Raw genomic sequence first — 17801 nt, 5'->3', positions numbered from 1 at the left:
CACGGAGTTTCATGGTGCCTGTAAGCGATCGGGAAAAATATCCGGAAACTGAACCGAATATCCGAAAAACGAAAAAAACAGACCGGTTTTGGCGAGAAACCAGGACAAATCTTGGAGAAACCAAAACAGCTGCTAAACTCCGGGAATGGTGATCGCCCGGGAGGAGTGGGGCGACCGCCCGTTGTCCAGCCACGCCCTTTTTCAAACGGACGATCTGGACTGTGCACGGGAGAAGGTTGCCCGGAAATTCTGCAACCACCGGCTGGAAGTGGTCGGTGGCGGACGGTTTCGCGCGGAGCAAAACCACCAGCCGGGCCTCCTCGTTTCCCTCAACTATATCAGCTACGGTGCCGATGTTCTGATCGACCCCGGCGCGCTCGAAACCTTCTATCTGATCCAACTGCCGATTTCCGGCTGCGCGACCATCAAACACAACCGGAAGGAGTTTCTGAGCGATGGCGGCAGGGCGGCGTTGCTCAATGCCGACCGCGAAACCTCCATGCGCTGGTGGGCCGGGTGCGAACAGGTTCTGGTGCAGATCCCCAAAGCCTCGTTCATGGGCTTCGCCGAGCAGCTCTGCGAGCGCCCGCTGCCGGGACCGGTGGTGTTCGATCCGGTGATCGATTTCACACGACCCGAGCTTGCTTCATGGCGCAATCTGGTCAATGCGATGTTCCGCGCCGCCAACAAGCCCGAAAAGCAGGTTCTGAACCTTTGCGCCGCGTTCCACGAGCAGCGCATTCTCGAGGCGCTTCTGAGACTCCAGCCGCACAATCTCTCCGCTTTCTTTGACACAAGGCACGAGGCGGCGCCGCGGCAGGTGAAGCGGGCCGACGCGTTCATCAGGGAGAATGCGCACCGCCCGATCACCCTGACCGCCATCGCGGCGGCATCGGGTGTCGGCGCACGAGCGCTGCAGCTTGCCTACAAACGCACGCATGGTCTTTCGCCCATGCACGCGCTGACGCTTGAGCGTCTGCGCCGCGTGCGGTTCGATCTGGAAAATGCTCAAGGGGAAATTTCGGTAACGGAAACAGCGCTGCGCTGGGGGTTCAGCCATCTCGGACGCTTTGCCGCCGACTACCGCAAGACCTTCGGTGAGCGCCCCAGCGAGACCGCCCGCAAAGCCACCTACTGATCTTCTACTTTGCCGCCGGCATCTTCAGTGCGGACACCGACGCTTCGCTGTCGTGGACATAGTCGTTCGCATCCGGCTGGCGCTGCAGGATGAGGATGAACAGGAAGTCCATCAAAGTGAGCTGCGCATCGCGCGACGTGATGGCGGAGGAGCGCACCCGTTCCTCGTCGGCCACCGTGTGCAGGCGAATGTCGGCAACGCGCATCAGCGGATTCTGCTGCAGGCCGGTGACGGAGATGACAGTCGCGCCGCGCGCCTTTGCGAGCTCGGCAATGCGCACCGTCTCGATGCTGGTCCCGGAGTAAGACAGTGCAAAGAGCACATCCTCTTCGCCCAGCGAGGAAACATTGGCCATCTGCACGTGACTGTCGCTGTCATGCAGGGCATTGCGGCCAAGCTTTTGCAGCTTGTAGGAAAAGTCGCGCGCGACCAGTGAAGACGCACCGACACCGGCAATGTGAATGCGGCGCGCGGCATCCAATGACTCAAGCGCTCGCGCTATCTCCGGCTCGTGATTGGCGGCGATGGTCTGCTGCATGGAGAGAAGCTTGCTTGAGATCAGCTTCTGCGAAATCGTGGCGTGGCTGTCGCCAATCTCGATGGTGGAGTGGATCATGCCCGGCGGCACCTGCCATTCCTGCGCCTTGGCCTTGCTGACCGCCAGCTTCAGATCCTGATAACCCGAGAAGCCGAGTTTCTGGCTGAACTTCACCACGCTCGACTGGCTGCGGCCGGTCTCTTCCGCCAAGGCCGCGGAGGAGAGCCTGAGCACGCGGTCGGGATTGTCGACGATGAACTGGCCGATCTGCCGGTCGGCCGGCGCCATGGTCTCAAGCTGCGCGTCGATGATCTTCAGGACAGACATGGCTTCCTTTCGGGGATCGTTGTTGCGAGGCTAGAACAGTTTCGTCCTCAGGGGAATCCCGTAGGAATTGAGAAATGGAATAATATATTCCCAGATGGGCTTGATCAAAGGAATTCCCCGATAGAGACTGCGCTCTGACATTCGGCGTTCTCGGAGCCGCGATCATGGACAGACTGAAAATTACAGGCGGCCATCCGCTTTACGGGACCGTCGCCATCGCCGGTGCAAAGAATGCGGCACTGCCGCAGATCGCGGCTGCGCTTTTGAGCCCATACCCTCTGGAACTGTCGAATCTTCCGCTGGTATCAGATGTGGAGAACATGCTCAGGGTCGCCGAGCTCTACGGTGCGTCGGTGAAGCGCAACGCCCACTCGGCGGCGATAGACGCCAGTGCGATGGTTTCTTGCGAAGTCTCCTATGAAACCGTGCGCCGGATGCGGGCCACGGTCCTGTTTCTCGGGCCATTGCTGGCGCGGTTCGGCGAGGCGCGGGTTTCGCTGCCCGGTGGCTGCGCCATCGGCGCGCGTCCGGTGGACATGCACCTGAAAGCGCTTGAAATGCTGGGGGCGGAGATCGGCATTGAGGAAGGGCTGATCGTCGCTCGTGCAGCCAGCGGGCTGCGGGGTACGCGGGTCATCCTGAGTTCACCTTCGGTGGGCGCGACGGAGACGGCAATGATGGCGGCGACTGCAGCGCACGGCGAAACCGAAATCCTGAACGCGGCGCGCGAGCCCGAAGTGACTGACCTTGCCGCCTGCCTCAACGCCATGGGCGCAAAGATTGACGGGGCCGGGACTCATCGCATCATCATCGAGGGCGGCGCTCAATGGAAGAAGGCGGCGCATCACGTCATCCCCGACCGGATCGAGGCCGGGACCTATGCGGTGGCGGCAGCCATCACCGGCGGGGCGCTGGAACTGGTGAACGCGCGCATGGAAAACCTCGCTGCCGTGATCCAGGCGCTGGAGGTGATGGGCGTGAATGTGTGGCCGAGCGACCGGGGCCTGGTGGTTTCGAGAAGCGGCGCGCTGCGCACGACCGACCTCACCACAGAACCCTATCCGGGCTTTCCGACAGACCTTCAGGCGCAGTTCATGGCGCTCGCCTGCTGCGTCGACGGAACATCGCTCATCCGCGAGACGATTTTCGAGAACCGGTTCATGCATGTGCCGGAACTGGCGCGGCTCGGTGCCGACATCACCCTACAGGGCACGACTGCCGTGGTCCGGGGTGGCAAGCCGCTCAAAGGGGCGCAGGTGATGGCAACGGATCTGCGCGCCTCGGTCTGCCTTGTGCTTGCAGCGCTTGCCGCGAAAGGCGAAACCATTATCAACCGCGTCTACCACCTCGACCGCGGCTATGAGCAGCTTGACCGAAAACTGGCGCAATGCGGCGCGACAATCGAGCGGTTGCAGAAATGAGCGGCGGGACGAGCCATTTTTATCTCGGCGTCGATGGTGGCGGTACGGGCTGCCGGGCCCGCATAGAGGATGTAGCAGGTGCCGTGCTCGGTCAGGGCCTTTCCGGCCCGGCCACCACGAGGCTCGGCGTTGAAGCGGCCTGGGCCTCGGTCCGGCGCGCAGTGGACGCCGCAATCGAGGAAGCGGGCTTTGGCGAGGCAGAGATCGCCCGCATTCATGCCGGGATCGGTCTTGCCGGCATGCGCCGCAAGGGGGCCATCGAGGCGTTTCAGGCGCTATCGCACCCCTTCGCCAGCATCGTTTTTGCCAGCGATAGCGACACGGCGTGTCTCGGCGCGCATTCGGGTCTCGATGGCGCTATCGCCATTGCGGGAACAGGTTCGGTGGGGCTTGGCATCGTGGATGGAAAGCATCTGCGCATTGGCGGCTACGGTTTTCCGATTTCCGATGAGGGAAGCGGTGCTGATATCGGCCTCAATGCCGTGCGTGCCGCACTGCAGGGCCATGACGGACGCATTCCGCAAAGCGCGCTTCTGACCGAAGTGATGCGCCGCTTCGAGGATGATCCGGCAGACGTTGTTGCCTGGATGGACGGAGCAAGCGCAACCGATTATGCCACTTTCGCGCCCATGGTGCTGCGCCACGCCGATCAGGGCGACGCCGCCGCCAGGCGCATCGTGCAGAATGCAGCAGCGCAGATCGACATGCTTGTGCGCACGCTTTTCGACCAGAACGCACCGCGCGTGACGCTGCTTGGAGGGCTTTCAGGCCCGCTGGAGCCCTGGCTCTCGCCCGATGTGCGCCGCCGCCTGAAACCCGCCGACGGCGATGCTGTGGACGGCGCGATCATTCTCGCTCGAAGGGCGGCGGAGGGGCGGGTGGCGCTTTAAACGATCAGGGCAACCGCGTTGCATCAACGCGGTGCGTGGTTCGACAACTCACCATGAGGAAGGTGGCTGGTTGCGCCATGCGAAATCCGATCATGAGACAACGCAAATGAAACGCTCCTAGCGGTGGCCACCGATCCCGCCAGCTTCATCCTCCCTCATGGTGAGCTTGTCGAACCACGCACAACGCCAGAGCCACGAAAATGAAGGCCCGCGCAACTTTAAGGGTCAATTCAAACCGGGCGCGGGCCTTTACGTTTCAGCGCAATTCCTTGCGCAGGATCTTGCCGACATTGGATTTCGGCAGTTCGTCGCGGAACTCAACATATTTCGGGCGCTTGTAGCCGGTGAGGTTTTCCTTGCAGAACGCCTTGAGGTCCTCTTCCGTCAGGTTCGCATCCTTGCGGACCACGAAGAGCTTCGGAACCTCGCCGGAATGCTCATCCTCCACGCCGATAATCGCCGCTTCCAGCACGCCCGGATGATTGGCGATCACGTCTTCCACCTCGTTGGGGAAGACCTTGAAGCCGGAGACAACGATCATGTCCTTCTTGCGATCGACAATGGTGACCTGGCCGGTCTCATCCATCGTGCCCATGTCACCGGAGCGGAAAAACCCATCCTCGGTCATGACCTTGGCGGTCTCGTCCGGGCGATTCCAGTAGCCGGCCATGACCTGCGGGCCGCGAATGCAGATTTCGCCGACCTTGCCGAAGGGCAGGTTCTTGCCCTTGTCGTCACGGATGACGACGTCAGTGGACGAAATCGGATAGCCGATCGTGCCGGTGAACTCCTTTGCCGCAAAGCTGTTTACCGTCGCTACCGGTGAGGTTTCCGACAGACCATAGCCCTGCGATATCACGCAGCCGGTGAGCTTCTGCCAACGCTCGGCAACAGCGCGTTGCACCGCCATGCCGCCACCGAAGGTGACGAGCAAACTCTTGAAAGGCAGCTTGCAGAAATCCTCATTGTTCAGGAGCGCGTTGAACAGCGTGTTGAGCCCCGGAAAGATGTGGAAGTCGTATTTCTGCAGCTCTTTTACGAAGGCGGGAATGTCGCGCGGATTGGGAATCAGGACGTTGTTCCCGCCAAGCTTCATGCCCATCAGCGCGTTCACCGTGAGCGCGTAGATGTGATAGAGCGGCAAGGCACAGATGAGCACCGGCGCCTCGGGTTTCGCCTTGCCGATATAGGCGCTGCGGAACCACAGTTCGTTCTGGATTACATTGGCCAGAACATTGCTGTGCGTGAGCGTCGCTCCCTTGGAGACGCCTGTCGTGCCGCCCGTATACTGCAGGAAGGCATTCTCCGACAGCGCGATCTCCACCGGCCTGTAGCCTGTGGAAGCGCCTTTCTTGACCGCCTCCTTGAAAGAGACATGTCCCGGCAAAGACCATGCCGGCACCATTTTCTTGACCCGGCGGACCACGAAATTGACGATGTGGCCCTTGAGTCCCAGAAGCTCGCCCATCGAGGCAACGACCACGTGTTTGACCGACGTTTTCGAAGCAATGGCTTCCAGCGTGTGGGCGAAATTTTCGAGGATGACGATGGCTTCCGCGCCGGCATCGTTGAGCTGGTGTTCCAGCTCACGCGGCGTGTAGAGCGGATTGACATTCACCACAACATAACCAGCGCGCAAAACAGCCATCATGGCAACGGGATACTGCAGCACGTTGGGCATCATCAACGCAATGCGCGCACCGCGTTTGAGCCCCAGCGTTTGCAGATAGCCTGCGAAGTGCCGCGACATCTCCTCAAGGCCGCTGTAGCTCAGCGACTTGCCCATACAGGTGAAGGCAGGGCGATCACCGAAGCTCTTGCAGGCATCCACCAGCAACTCGCCAAGCGAACTGTTGGGAAAGTCTCCCATTTCCGCAGGAACGCCCTCGGGATAATGCTCCACCCACGGCCGCGCGATCTTGGCCTTGCCGGATGCCGGTGCTTTTTTCGGCGCGGTCTTGCGGGCTGGTGCCGCAGGTTTAGCCGCTGCCTTCGGTGCTGACTTCTTTGATGAACCGGCTGCCGATTTCGCGGCCGGCTTTTTTGCCGTGGATGCCGCCTTCTTGGCTGACGTTTTGCTGCCCGATCCGCCTTTAGCGGTGCGCGCGGCCTTCTCATCACCCTTGGCGGGCGTCTTTGCGCTTTTTCCCAACTGCTCCTCCCAGAACGAAAAACCAGTTATAACGTTTACGTTCACGTAATACCAGACGCAACACAAACCGTCATTGAAGGTTTGGGCAAGCGTACTGCATCATGATGATCTCCCCCCTCAAAAAGGCGAGTGTAGGGCTTCATCCCTGACCTCCACAAGTGCGTTTACGCGCCGGCGCCTCATCCTGAACACAGGACGCGACATGGGCTCTACTGGCCATAGCCTTCATGCCCCTTCAGAAAGGCAAGTTCCTCCGGCCCGCTCTCCCGGCCAAGCACACGATTGCGGTGCGGGAAACGCCCGAACCTGGCAACGATGTCCCGGTGTTCGATCGCATATTTCAACGCCTCTTCCTGACCGAGCGACCTGAACAGCATGACGGCGCGCTCCTGATCTGCCAGCACTTCCGAATGCATGTAAGGCATGTACAGAAATTGGCGCTCCGGAACGCTCATCCCTTCATCCAACCCTTTTTCGATAGCATTGCCGGCGACACTCAACGCGAGCTCATCCGATGCGAAAGCGGCAGGCTGCCGGCGATGAATGTTGCGCGGAAACTGATCGAGCACGATGACCGCGGCCAGGGCAGCTTTGGGGTCATCGAACACCTCCGGCGGGAGTTCGCGCACCAAACGCTCATGCAATGCTCCAAAGCGGTCACGGATCAATGCATCCGTCTTCTCGCTCACCGTGAACCAGTCTTTGGGTGTCAGCGTCTCAAACCAGAATTCCAGTACCTCGCGCTGCCATGTGCCGCTCATACGCTTTCCTCCTCGAAACTACGATCCTAGATGCTGATATGGTTTCCCCTACGCTCACAGTACAAGAGCGCGCGTGGTGCTTTATTGCATTAATCGGTTCAAATTCGACAAATAATTGCATTTACGGCGGCAAAGTGATCGAGGGTGTTCCCTCTCAATTCGATCTTTGCTTATATGCCAGCTTCCAGGGCTTCGGGAGTAGGCCCATGCGAGAATCAGGGAGACCTCAATGAAAAGCAAATTGACCTTTGCGGCTGCACTGCTGGCCGCTACGGTGCTGAGCGGCGCGGCGGGCGCGAAGACGCTTGTCTACTGCTCGGAAGGAAGCCCGGAAGGCTTTGATCCGGCGCTCTACACCGCAGGCACCACGTTTGACGCATCGTCGAAGCCGGTCTACAACCGCCTCGTCCAGTTCGAGGCAGGCACAACGAAAACCGTTCCCGGTCTCGCAGAGAGCTGGGAAGTGTCCGACGATGGTCTCGAGGTCACCTTCAAGCTGCGTCAGGGTGTCAAGTTCCACACCACCGACTTCTTCACGCCGAGCCGTGACTTCAACGCTGATGACGTGCTGTTTTCCTTCAACCGTCAGCTTCAGGAAGATCATCCCTACCACGCCTATGTGGAGGGTGCCTCCTGGGAATACTTCAACGGCATGTCCATGCCGGACCTCGTGAAGTCCATCGAAAAGGTCGACGACCATACGGTGAAGTTCGTGCTGAACCGACCGGAAGCGCCGTTCATCGCCAATCTGGCCATGGATTTTGCTTCCATCTTTTCAAAGGAATATGCCGATCAGCTTTCCGAGGCCGGCAATCTTTCGGACCTGAACCAGAAGCCGGTCGGCACCGGCCCCTTCCAGTTTGTGGCCTACCAGCCTGACGCCGTGATCCGCTACAAGGCGCATCCGGACTACTGGAACGGCAAGCAGCCGATCGACGACCTCGTGTTCGCCATCACCACCGAGGCATCCGTGCGTCAGCAGAAGCTGATTGCCGGTGAATGCCACATCACGCCTTACCCGAACCCGGCAGATATCGAGAGCCTGAAGTCCAATGAGGCTTTGAAGGTTGACGAGCAGGAAGGCCTGAACGTCGGCTACCTCGCCTACAACACCAAGGTTGCGCCCTTCGACAATGCGAAGGTCCGCAAGGCGCTGAACATGGCCATCAACAAGGAAGCCATTCTCGACGCCGTGTTCCAGGGTGCTGGTCAGGCCGCCAAGAACCCGATCCCGCCGACGATGTGGTCGTATAACGACGCGGTCGAGGACGATGGCTACGATCCGGAAGCAGCCAAGAAGGTGCTTGAGGAAGAGGGCGTTTCGGACCTCTCCATGAAGGTCTGGGCGATGCCGGTGCAGCGTCCTTACAACCCGAATGCGCGCCGCATGGCCGAGCTGATCCAGGAGGACTTCTCCAAGGTCGGCGTCAATGTCGAGATCGTTTCCTACGAATGGGGCGAGTATCTCGAGCGCTCCAAGGCGGAAGACCGCGACGGTGCGGTTCTGCTCGGCTGGACCGGTGACAATGGCGATCCGGACAACTTCCTCGCCGTGCTGCTCGGCTGCGATGCCGTGGGCGGTGCCAACCGCGCCCAGTGGTGCAACGAGGAGTTCGACGGCCTGATCCAGAAAGCCAAGACGCTTTCCTCGCAGGAAGAGCGCGCCAAGCTCTATGAAGAGGCTCAGGTCGTCTTCAAGCGTGAAGCTCCGTGGGCAACCATCGCTCACTCGGTCGTCCATATGCCCATGCGCAAGGAAGTGACCGGCTACAAGATGGACCCGCTCGGCGGCCACGCCTTTGAAGGCGTCGACATCGCCGAATAGGCCCCTTCACCAGAAACAGGAACCGGCGGCAGCGCGAGCTGTCGCCGGTCGTGTATTAGATGTTCCGTTTCTTTCTCTCCAGGCTGGCGCTACTGATCCCCACCTTCATCGGGGTGTCCATCGTCGCCTTTTCCTTCATTCGCCTCCTGCCCGGCGATCCGATCATGCTTCTGGCCGGCGAACGCGGCATGAGCGAGGAGCGCTATCAGCAGCTTCAGGCGCTCTATGGTTTCGACCAGCCGCTTTTCGTTCAGTATTTCAACTACATGACGGACCTGCTGCAGGGTGATTTCGGCACCTCCATCGTCACCAAACGGCCGGTTCTGCAGGAGTTCCTGACCCTGTTCCCGGCGACGATCGAGCTCTCTCTCTGTGCGATCATTGTCGCGGTGGCGGTGGGCGTTCCGCTCGGTGTGATCGCCGCCGTCCGGCGCGGCTCCTGGCTTGATCAGACGGTGATGGGGGCGGCCCTTGTCGGCTATTCCATGCCGATCTTCTGGTGGGGCCTGCTCCTGATCATCTTCTTTTCCGGCATTCTGGGCTGGACACCGGTCTCAGGCCGTATCTCGCTGCTCTACTTCTTCCCGCCTGTCACCGGCTTCATGCTGATCGACAGTCTTCTTTCGGGGCAGGCGGGTGCGTTCAGATCGGCGCTTTCGCATCTCATTCTGCCGACCATCGTGCTCGCCACGATTCCGCTTGCGGTGATCGCCCGCCAGACGCGCTCGGCCATGCTTGAGGTGCTGGGCGAGGACTATGTGCGCACGGCGCGCTCCAAGGGCCTGCCGCCGCGCCGGGTGATCGGCCTCCATGCGCTGCGCAACGCGCTCATCCCCGTGGTGACCACGATCGGTCTCCAGGTGGGCGTGCTGCTGGCCGGTGCGATCCTCACCGAGACGATCTTCTCCTGGCCGGGCATCGGCAAGTGGATGGTCGATAGCGTATTCAAACGCGATTATGCCGTGGTGCAGGGCGGGCTTCTGCTCATTGCCGCCATCATCATGATCGTGAACCTGATCGTGGACGTCCTCTACGGTCTGATCAATCCGAGAATCAGGCACTGACCATGAGCTCGACAAACACAAAAGTTCCGAATGCCGCCGTCGGTCTCGAAGGCGGCACGGTCATCGCGGTCACGCGGCGCGCCCGCCTCGCGGAGTTCTGGTACTATTTCAGCCAGAACCGCGGCGCCGTGATCGGCCTTTACGTTTTCCTCGCCATCGTCGTCATCGCGCTTCTGGCGCCGGTGATCGCGCCGCACAGCCCGAGCATGCAGAACCGCGGCTCCTTCCTCCTGCCCCCGGTCTGGCAGGAAGGCGGAAGCTGGTCGTTCATACTCGGCACGGATGCGGTGGGCCGCGACCTGCTCTCACGCCTGATCTATGGCGCGCGCTTCTCGCTGTTCATCGGCGTGGTGGTGGTTTCGGTCGCCGTCTCGGTGGGTATTCTGATCGGCCTCATCGCCGGCTATTTCCGCGGCGCGGTGGACACGGTCATCATGCGCGTGATGGACATCATCCTCGCCTTCCCCTCGCTGCTTCTGGCGCTGGTTCTGGTCGCCATTCTGGGGCCGGGCCTCGTCAACGCGATGATCGCCATCGCGCTGGTGCAGCAGCCGCACTATGTACGCCTGACGCGCGCTGCGGTGATGTCGGAGAAAGGACGCGACTATGTGACGGCGGCACGTGTTGCCGGGGCGAGCAACATCAGGTTGATGTTCAAGACCATCCTGCCGAACTGCACCGCACCGTTGATCGTGCAGGCGGCGCTCTCCTTCTCGACCGCGATCCTGGATGCGGCAGCGCTTGGCTTCCTCGGCATGGGTGCACAACCGCCCACACCCGAATGGGGCACGATGCTGGCCGAAGCGCGCGAGTTCATCCTGCGTGCGTGGTGGGTCGTCACCTTCCCCGGACTTGCCATCCTGATCACCGTTCTGGCCATCAATCTGATGGGCGACGGTCTTCGCGATGCGCTTGATCCCAAGCTGAAGAGGTCGTGACATGAGTGAAGCTCTTCTCGACATCCGCAATCTGAGCGTCGAATTCGAAACGGCGGGCGGCACGCTGCGCGCGGTGGATGGTGTTTCGCTATCCGTCGACGCGCGCGAAGTGCTGGCCATTGTCGGCGAATCGGGCTCGGGCAAATCCGTCTCGATGCTGGCGGTGATGGGGCTTCTGCCCTGGACGGCGAAGGTCACGGCGGACGCCATGTCCTTTCAGGGCCGCGACATTCTCAACCTGTCGCCATCCGAACGTCGCAAGATCGTCGGCAAGGACATTGCCATGATCTTTCAGGAGCCGATCGCCAGCCTCAACCCGTGTTTCACCGTCGGTTTCCAGATCGACGAGACACTGAAGATGCACACCGATCTTTCGGCCCGCCAGCGTCGTGACCGGACGGTGGAACTCTTCGAGGCGGTGGGTCTGCCGAATGCGGCCGACCGGGTGAATGCCTACCCGCACCAGATGTCGGGTGGCCAATGCCAGCGCGTGATGATCGCCATGGCCATTGCCTGTAATCCCAAGCTCCTGATTGCCGACGAGCCGACCACCGCGCTCGACGTGACGATCCAGAAGCAGATTCTCGATCTTCTGGTGTCGATCCAGGCCGAGAAGAACATGGGCATGATCATGATCACCCATGACATGGGCGTGGTGGCGGAAACGGCTGACCGCGTGATCGTGCAGTACAAGGGCAAGAAGATGGAGGAGGCCGACGTGCTCTCTCTCTTTGAAAAGCCCCAGCACCCCTACACCAAGGCGCTGCTTTCGGCCCTGCCGGAGAACGCGACGGGCGACCGCCTGCCGACCGTTTCCGACTTCGTGTTCGATGAAGCGCCGCAGACGGGAGCCCGCCCATGAGCGAGATCGTCCTGGAGACGCGCGGCATCACGCGCGACTATCACATCGGCGGCGGCCTTTTCGGCAAGGGCCGCATCATCAATGCGCTGAAAGGCATCGACCTGAAGGTCGAAAAGGGCAAGACGCTGGCCATCGTCGGCGAATCGGGCTGCGGGAAATCCACCCTTGCCCGCATCATGACGATGATCGATGCCCCCACCTCCGGCGAGTTGCTGATCGACGGCAAGCCGGTGGAGATCGGCAAGAAGGGCGTGGATTCGGAAATGCGCCGCAAGGTGCAGATCGTTTTCCAGAACCCCTATGGCTCGCTGAACCCGCGCCAGAAGATCGGCGATGTGTTGATGGAGCCGCTGGTCATCAACGAGAACGTTCCGGTGAAAGAGCGGCGTGAACGCGCCATGGAAATGCTTTTGAAGGTGGGCCTTCAGGCCGAGCACTTCAACCGCTATCCGCACATGTTCTCCGGCGGCCAACGCCAGCGCATCGCCATTGCGCGCGCGCTGATGCTGAGGCCACGCCTTCTCGTGCTGGACGAGCCGGTCTCCGCGCTCGATCTATCCGTGCAGGCGCAGGTGTTGAACCTTCTGGCGGACCTGCAGGAAGAGTTCGGCCTCACCTATGTCTTTATCAGTCATGACCTTTCGGTGGTGCGTTACATAGCCGACGAGGTGATGGTGATGTATTTCGGCGAGGCGGTGGAGTATGGCACCCGAGATGCGGTGTTTACCGATCCGCAACACGAATACACCCGCACGCTGTTTGCTGCCACGCCGCGCGCCGATGCGGACAGCATTCGGAAGCGGCTGGCGGAGAAGGCAGCGTAGACCATCCAACTGGTGGCATGAGCGCGCAACCCTGAAAGCCTTGCGAAAGCGTCAACCCGGAAGCCGAAGGGCGATCCGGGGTGACGTGTGCGCTGCCTCATGGCCCCGCGTTCACTACCCCTCCTTGGGCAGCGCATAGCCTGCGTCCTCGGCCCAGCGCACATGTTCGGCCGCCTTCTCCAGCAGCCATGCGCGCACCGCCATCGCCGAAGGGCTGACCGGCCCACGCGAGACGGAGGAAAGGTAATAGCTGTTGCGACCGGCGACCGATGGCCCGCACGGGCGCACCAGCCGACCATCGCGCAGCATGGCAGCCGCTGAGACATCGTCGCCCAGCGCCACGCCAAGCCCGCGCGCAGCCGCTTCCAGACAAAGCTGCGTGCGGTGAAAAATGAGATGCCCCGATGCGGCGCTGAGGCTCGTGCCCTGCCGCCGCAAAAGCTCGTCCCACGTGTTCACCCCACGATCATAGATCAGCTTGTTGGCAATGAGGCCGTGCGTGCGCACATGGTCGGCGCGATGGGGCGCGCAGACCGGGAAGATAGTGAAATCCAGAAATGGTTCGCGCGTATAACCGGGAACATCCAGCCGCCCCCAGGTAATCGCCAGATCGGTGTCGGGCGCAATAGTGCGCGGCGGTTCGGGATAGGAGCGCAGTTCAAGCTCGATGCCCAGATCCTCCAGCACCTGATCCGTGAGAAGCGGCATGAGCCAAAGCGCAGCCAGATCGGAATCCGACTCCAGCACCACCCGCCCTTTGGCGTTGCGCGTGGCCCGCGTGCCCGTGTCCAGCGAGATGAGCATCAAGGCATCGGCGACGATTTCCGCATAGCGGGCCCCGCCGGGAGTGAGCGCCACTTGCCGGTGGCGCCGCTCGAACAGGGGCATGCCGAGATCGGCTTCGAGGTTCTTGATGTGACGGCTGACAGAGGCGTGGGTAACACCAAGCTCTTTCGCGGCCCGCGAAAAACTCTGGTGCCGGGCTGCCGCATCGAAGGCCCTGACGGCATTGAGATTGGGCAAACGATGTCTCATTCGCTTAGCGTAACATAAACGCACACAACGGGAAGAATAATTTCTATTGTGTAAATCTGCTTTAGAGACCAAATAGGAATTGTAGCGATGGGTTGACCGGCAGAAGCTGGCGGCACAGCGCTACAGACTCTCTACATTGCCAACCCTCTCATGGAGGTACTGATGTCACACTACACTGTGGGCGTTGGTTCCAGCCCTGAATTGCAGCGCTATGCGCGGCAGGCGAACAAGGCCCGTTCCACGGCGCTGAAGCACGCCATGACCGCTCTCGGCATGCGGCTCGGGCACATCTGGCGTAGGCCGACAGGCACGCCGCCAATTGGTGGAGCTGACCCGGTTTGAGACCGCCTGGAAAGAGCGCCGAGACGCTTTTGGAACACGACGAATAAGGGCCGGACCCGCCAGCGGATCCGGCCCTTGTTGTATCTGGAGTTCCGTTCCGATCACACCACCATGACGGGGCAGCTTGCGAGGCTCGTGACCTTGTGGGACACGCTGCCCAGCAAATAGCCTTCCAGATCGCCAAGCCCGCGGCTGCCAAGCACGATCAGGTCTGCCTCCCGCTCTTTGCTGAACTTCACGATGGTGCGCGCCGGCTGACCGCTTTTTACGAAGGCGCGCGGGGTTTGCGCCCCCAGCTCCAACGCGGCCTTCTTGGCCGCATCGGCGATCTCCTTCGCGTGGTCCCGCATCGCATCGTCCAGATTCTGGGGGTCGTCCGGCCGCACCATGGACATGGATGCCTCGAGCAGGCTGTGATGCCGGAACACGGTCAATGTCATAAGCTCCGCACCGGTGGTCTTTTGCATCTCGACCGCCATCTTCAGCGCCTTGAGCGAATTTTCCGAGCCATCGACCGGGACGAGTATCCTTTTGAACATCGGGGCTCTCCTAATCGAATGCCAGACTGGGCAGGAACAGCGCGATCTGCGGGAAGAAGATCAGTGCTGCCGAAACGCCGAGCAGGATGAGCGTGAAGGGTGGAATGCCTCGGATCACGTCCATATAAGGTCGCTTGAAGATGGCTATCGCCGTGAAGATGTCACACCCGAAGGGTGGCGTGGCTGAGCCGATGGCCACCTGCAGTGTGATGATCGTGCCGACCAGAACCTTGTCGAGACCGACCGAATCCACCACCGGCGCGAAGATCGGCACCAGAACGAGAATGACCACGATCGGATCGACAAACATGCACCCGACGAAGAAGGCGATCGAGATGACGGCGAGCACCATCTTCGGGCCCATTTCATCAATACCGATGGCGCCCAGGATCTGCTGCGGGATCTGCGCGAAGGAGATCACCCAGGAAAAGGCCGTGCCGGCAGCAACAAGGATGAAGACCACGGCCGTGATCAGCCCGGTGGATTTGGAGATCTTGTAGATGTCGGAGAGGCTGAGCGAACGGAAGATCACCAATTCCAGGAACAGCGCGTAAGCTACGCAGATGGCCGCAGCCTCGGTAGGGCTGACAAAGCCGCCATAGATGCCGCCGACGATGATCACCGGGAAGAACAGGGGCCAAATGGCGGCTCGCACCGCAGCCACACGCTCCGACCAAGGTGCCTTGGGCTCGGTCGGCACGCCCTTCACGATGGCGTAGACAATGCAATAGGCCGAGAACAGCACCAGCAGCAAAAGCCCGGGGCCAATGCCGGCGATGAATAGCTCTGCAATCGAAGTCTTGGAGACGACGCCATAGATGATCATGCCAATGGAGGGCGGGATCAGAAAGGCGATGTCGCTGGCATTGATGATCAGCGCCAAAACGAAGGAATCATTGTAGCCGGCCTTCAGCATGCGCGGACGCAGCGGCGAGCCGACGGCAACCACCGTCGCCTGCGTGGAGCCGGACACAGCGCCAAACAGCGTGCACGCAGTGGCAGTCGAGACGGCAAGGCCGCCCTTGATGTGGCCGATGAACTTCATGACCATGTCGATCAGCCGGTCTGCCGACTGGCCGCGCGTCATGATGTCGGCGGCGAGGATGAACATGGGCACCGCGATGAGCGAGGCCGGGCGAATGCCCGCCAGCATCTGCTGCACCATGAAATCCATGCGGTCGAAGCCGCCGAAGAGGCCGTAAAAGCCGTAGGTCGCGCCCAGAATGAGCGGGATCATCATCGGGAAGCCGAACAAGAGCAACACGATCATGATGGTGGATATTTTGAGTGTCATGGTCGTCGCCCCGCTCAGATCTCGATTTCGTCTTCTTCATATCCCTCCAGCACATGGGTGGAGAGATAGATGTCCTTCTGGACGACATTCTTCAGCGCGGTGAGCGCATATTGCACACCGGTGATGAAGAAACCGACCGGGACCCAGAGATAGATCCAGTAGACGGGGATCTGCATGGCCGGGAGAACACGGCCGGACGTGGCCACCTTGCTGATATAGCCGACGGCGAAATAGCAGAGCGCGAACATGGTGAGCGCAGTGATCACCGTGATGATGATCATCAGGACTTTGCGGGTTTTGCCCGGCAGCGCATCGTAGATCGCCGACATGCGGATGTGACGGCCATGACGCGCGGCATAGCCGATGCCGGCAAAGGTGATGAGAATGATGAGGATGCGGTTGAGTTCCTCGGAGAAGAAGATCGTGCTGCCGATCGCCCGGCTGACCACATTGGCGATCGTGTTGACCGCCATGAGCATCACGCCGAGCGCGAGCATCACCGATTCTATGCGACTGATGGCATTGTCGAAAATGCCGATCACGCCAGGCAGTGTGGAGTCATAGTGTTCGCTGTGCGGGTCAGATTTGTCGTCTTCACTGCCCATCTTCATTCCCCTCAATGAGATGACGGAACCCTGCGGCCGATACGGGCCGCAGGGTCCAGATTATTTTTTGCTCAAGGCAGCAGCTTATTGCGTGGCCGCCTTCAGGTCTTCCTTCATTTGGTCAAGGATCTTCTTGCCACTATCACCCGTCATTTCGATGAACTTGGCCTCCACCTTGGCGGCCGCTTCCTTGAAAGGCGCGCGCTGCTCTTCGGTGAGATCACTGATTGTCATCTCGGGCTTGGCTTCCTTGATCTTGGCGAGCGATTCCTCGCTGAGACCCTTCTGGTATTCGAGGATATGTTCGAACGCCGCCTCGGTAGCGTCCTGAATGACCTTCTTGTCCTCGTCGCTCAGGCCGTCATAAAACTCCTTGTTGGCCATGACAGCGGTGGTGAAGTTGTTGTGCCCGGTCAGCGTGATGGCGCCGGTCACCTCGTACATCTTCGTGGACTCGACCCAGAAGAGCGGGTTTTCCTGGCCCTGGATGATATTTGTCTGGAGACCGCCATAGACCTCGCCCCAGGGAAGCGGCGTCGGCGTTGCGCCAAATGCCTTGTAGCTTTCCACCAGAAGCGGGTTGGTCATTACACGGAACTTCACCTCGTTGAGGTCTTCAGGTTTTTCCACCGGGTCCTTGGTGTTCATCACCACTTCACCCTCGGGAAACATCTTCAGAAGCTCGAGACCCTGTTCCGCATAAAGCTCGGGGAACATCTCATTGATGGCCTTAGAGTTGCGGAAGAAATCTCCCAGATCTTCCGATTTGGCCGGAAGCAGATAGGGCACGAAGAAGACCTGAGCCTCGGGAATAAGAGCGCCGGTGAAGCCCGGAGACTGGTCGACGAACTGCAGGATGCCGGCCTGCGCCTGCTCCATGATGTCAGCGGATTCGCCCAGCGTACCGAACGGGAAAAGCTGGATCTCGTGATCCGAATTGGCCTCGACCTCTTCCTTGAACTTCTGGGCGTAAACGCCCTGAACGTCCGTCATCGCTTCTTCGAAAGCGTATTTCCAGGTCTCCGCCTGAGCTGCCACGGCGCCTGCGAGCACGATCGCTGTGCTGGCAAGACCTGCCAAAAAGCGGGATTTGATGGAACGCATTCTGTTCTCCTCTGGTCACTGATCAAACTGATTTCGGCAATAAAAAACAAAGTCCTGTGCCGATCTCCGGTCACAGGCCAACGATTTCAAGCGTGCGTCGTCAACTGGCGGGAAACCAACCAGGAACGGTCGCGATGCCGCG

General features: G+C 60.5%; 17 protein-coding genes. 9 read left to right on the top strand and 8 right to left on the bottom strand.

The annotated features are described in order from the left end of the window. The first annotated feature begins 181 nt into the window (after positions 1 to 181). Positions 182 to 1138 carry an AraC family transcriptional regulator gene (locus KW403_RS09045; RefSeq protein ID WP_246637735.1) on the top strand — a complete coding sequence of 319 codons (957 nt, stop codon included), beginning with the start codon at positions 182 to 184 and terminating at the stop codon, positions 1136 to 1138. A 4-nt stretch (positions 1139 to 1142) separates the two neighbouring features. On the opposite strand, the gene KW403_RS09040 is transcribed toward KW403_RS09045, so the two are convergent. Beyond that, the gene (locus tag KW403_RS09040) at positions 1143 to 2003 is read right to left on the bottom strand and encodes a MurR/RpiR family transcriptional regulator (protein ID WP_223019181.1); all 861 of its coding nucleotides are present in this window, start codon (positions 2001 to 2003) and stop codon (positions 1143 to 1145) included. Between the two features lie 164 nt (positions 2004 to 2167). Between KW403_RS09040 and murA the strand changes: the two genes are divergently transcribed. Beyond that, positions 2168 to 3424, top strand: a complete 1257-nt coding sequence (gene murA / locus KW403_RS09035) for a UDP-N-acetylglucosamine 1-carboxyvinyltransferase (protein WP_223019180.1) — start codon at positions 2168 to 2170, stop codon at positions 3422 to 3424. Then, positions 3421 to 4314, top strand: a complete 894-nt coding sequence (locus KW403_RS09030) for a glucosamine kinase nucleotide-binding domain-containing protein (RefSeq protein ID WP_223022361.1) — start codon at positions 3421 to 3423, stop codon at positions 4312 to 4314. The genes murA and KW403_RS09030 overlap by 4 nt, the downstream gene beginning before the upstream one ends. 256 nt (positions 4315 to 4570) lie before the next feature. Here the strand turns inward: KW403_RS09030 and KW403_RS09025 are convergent, their stop codons facing one another. Both KW403_RS09025 and KW403_RS09020 read right to left on the bottom strand, forming a co-directional pair. Continuing rightward, complete coding sequence (locus KW403_RS09025; RefSeq protein ID WP_223022360.1) at positions 4571 to 6466, bottom strand: long-chain-fatty-acid--CoA ligase; 1896 nt, start codon at positions 6464 to 6466, stop codon at positions 4571 to 4573. A gap of 209 nt (positions 6467 to 6675) precedes the next feature. Continuing rightward, positions 6676 to 7227: a DUF924 family protein gene (locus KW403_RS09020; protein ID WP_223022359.1), complete on the bottom strand. Its 552-nt coding sequence runs from the start codon at positions 7225 to 7227 to the stop codon at positions 6676 to 6678. 229 nt (positions 7228 to 7456) lie between these two features. Here KW403_RS09020 and KW403_RS09015 point away from each other — a divergent pair, with 229 nt between their 5' ends. The 5 genes from KW403_RS09015 to KW403_RS08995 are packed head-to-tail and all read left to right on the top strand — an operon-like array spanning position 7457 to position 12740. Beyond that, positions 7457 to 9052: an ABC transporter substrate-binding protein gene (locus KW403_RS09015; protein ID WP_223022358.1), complete on the top strand. Its 1596-nt coding sequence runs from the start codon at positions 7457 to 7459 to the stop codon at positions 9050 to 9052. Positions 9053 to 9111: 59 nt separating this feature from the next. Then, positions 9112 to 10116: an ABC transporter permease subunit gene (locus KW403_RS09010; RefSeq protein WP_223022357.1), complete on the top strand. Its 1005-nt coding sequence runs from the start codon at positions 9112 to 9114 to the stop codon at positions 10114 to 10116. 2 nt (positions 10117 to 10118) lie between these two features. Continuing rightward, the gene (locus KW403_RS09005; RefSeq protein ID WP_246637937.1) at positions 10119 to 11054 is read left to right on the top strand and encodes an ABC transporter permease subunit; all 936 of its coding nucleotides are present in this window, start codon (positions 10119 to 10121) and stop codon (positions 11052 to 11054) included. 1 nt (position 11055) lies between these two features. After that, positions 11056 to 11916: an ABC transporter ATP-binding protein gene (locus KW403_RS09000; RefSeq protein WP_223022356.1), complete on the top strand. Its 861-nt coding sequence runs from the start codon at positions 11056 to 11058 to the stop codon at positions 11914 to 11916. Next, positions 11913 to 12740 (top strand): ABC transporter ATP-binding protein, encoded by an 828-nt coding sequence (locus tag KW403_RS08995; RefSeq protein WP_223022355.1) that lies wholly within the window; start codon positions 11913 to 11915, stop codon positions 12738 to 12740. Before KW403_RS09000 ends, KW403_RS08995 begins: the two co-directional genes overlap by 4 nt. A gap of 114 nt (positions 12741 to 12854) precedes the next feature. On the opposite strand, the gene KW403_RS08990 is transcribed toward KW403_RS08995, so the two are convergent. Then, entirely contained in the window at positions 12855 to 13775 is a 921-nt protein-coding gene (locus KW403_RS08990) for a LysR family transcriptional regulator (protein WP_223022354.1), read from the bottom strand. 162 nt (positions 13776 to 13937) lie between these two features. Here KW403_RS08990 and KW403_RS08985 point away from each other — a divergent pair, with 162 nt between their 5' ends. After that, a complete protein-coding gene (locus KW403_RS08985) occupies positions 13938 to 14117 on the top strand; it encodes a hypothetical protein (RefSeq protein WP_223022353.1) in 180 nt (59 codons plus the stop codon). Between the two features lie 101 nt (positions 14118 to 14218). Here KW403_RS08985 and KW403_RS08980 read toward each other — a convergent pair whose 3' ends face one another. The 4 genes from KW403_RS08980 to KW403_RS08965 form a co-directional block, all read right to left on the bottom strand. Beyond that, positions 14219 to 14656 carry a universal stress protein gene (locus KW403_RS08980; RefSeq protein WP_223022352.1) on the bottom strand — a complete coding sequence of 146 codons (438 nt, stop codon included), beginning with the start codon at positions 14654 to 14656 and terminating at the stop codon, positions 14219 to 14221. A gap of 10 nt (positions 14657 to 14666) precedes the next feature. Next, positions 14667 to 15950, bottom strand: a complete 1284-nt coding sequence (locus tag KW403_RS08975) for a TRAP transporter large permease (RefSeq protein WP_223022351.1) — start codon at positions 15948 to 15950, stop codon at positions 14667 to 14669. Between the two features lie 14 nt (positions 15951 to 15964). Continuing rightward, entirely contained in the window at positions 15965 to 16555 is a 591-nt protein-coding gene (locus tag KW403_RS08970; RefSeq protein ID WP_246637936.1) for a TRAP transporter small permease, read from the bottom strand. Positions 16556 to 16639: 84 nt separating this feature from the next. After that, positions 16640 to 17659, bottom strand: a complete 1020-nt coding sequence (locus tag KW403_RS08965) for a TRAP transporter substrate-binding protein (RefSeq protein ID WP_223022349.1) — start codon at positions 17657 to 17659, stop codon at positions 16640 to 16642. Between the last annotated feature and the right edge of the window lie 142 nt (positions 17660 to 17801).

Source organism: Nitratireductor kimnyeongensis, from assembly GCF_019891395.1.
GTDB classification, from domain to species: domain Bacteria; phylum Pseudomonadota; class Alphaproteobacteria; order Rhizobiales; family Rhizobiaceae; genus Nitratireductor; species Nitratireductor kimnyeongensis.
Note: the sequence above shows the minus strand (reverse complement) of the source record. Positions and strands in the feature narration are given on the sequence as shown.